The organism is Priestia sp. SIMBA_032 (assembly GCF_046535215.1).
GTDB classification, from domain to species: domain Bacteria; phylum Bacillota; class Bacilli; order Bacillales; family Bacillaceae_H; genus Priestia; species Priestia aryabhattai.
This window is the reverse complement of the sequence record NZ_JAWRXD010000122.1, coordinates 1-485: the sequence shown is the minus strand read 5'-3', so window position 1 is coordinate 485 and position 485 is coordinate 1. Positions and strand designations below refer to the sequence as shown.

The following is a 485-nucleotide window of genomic DNA, read 5'->3' as shown; positions in this document are numbered from 1 at the left end:
ATAAAGTGAAACTTTAATCAGTGGGGGGTGTTCATCCCCCCACTGATTATTAGTTGAACCAATCGGGCTTTTACGGGCAGTTGATCACCAAACTAACTTCTTTGCTTTCGCTGCATTTTGAGGTGGGGATCTTACTGCCCGTTAATGCGGGATAAAGGTTTATTTTCCATAAAATAATAAAAGAGGTATCACCCTGTAGTGATGCCTCTTTCTCATTGATAACTATGTTCTGCCTTGTTATTCAATTTTGCTTGCTCTATTTGCAATTCACGCTCTACCAATCGATCTAATTGCTGAATAGCTTTAAGTGCTTTTTCATAAGAAATCGTTCTATAATGATGAGCTCCGCCTGGTTCTTCATCTGCTTCGTCTGCCCATTTAATAATGTTTTGAAGAGATGTTCTTTCAATTTCTTGTTCCACTAAGAAAGAATCTGTATGAAGAAGAATTGCGATAGAAATTTCTTTTGCTAGTTTTGGATGCTC

At 37.7% G+C, this 485-nt stretch carries 1 pseudogene; it reads right to left on the bottom strand.

What is annotated here, in order from left to right:
- Nucleotides 1-212: 212 nt before the first annotated feature.
- Nucleotides 213-485: pseudogene (locus SB717_RS33600) on the bottom strand (HD domain-containing protein); the annotation flags it as partial.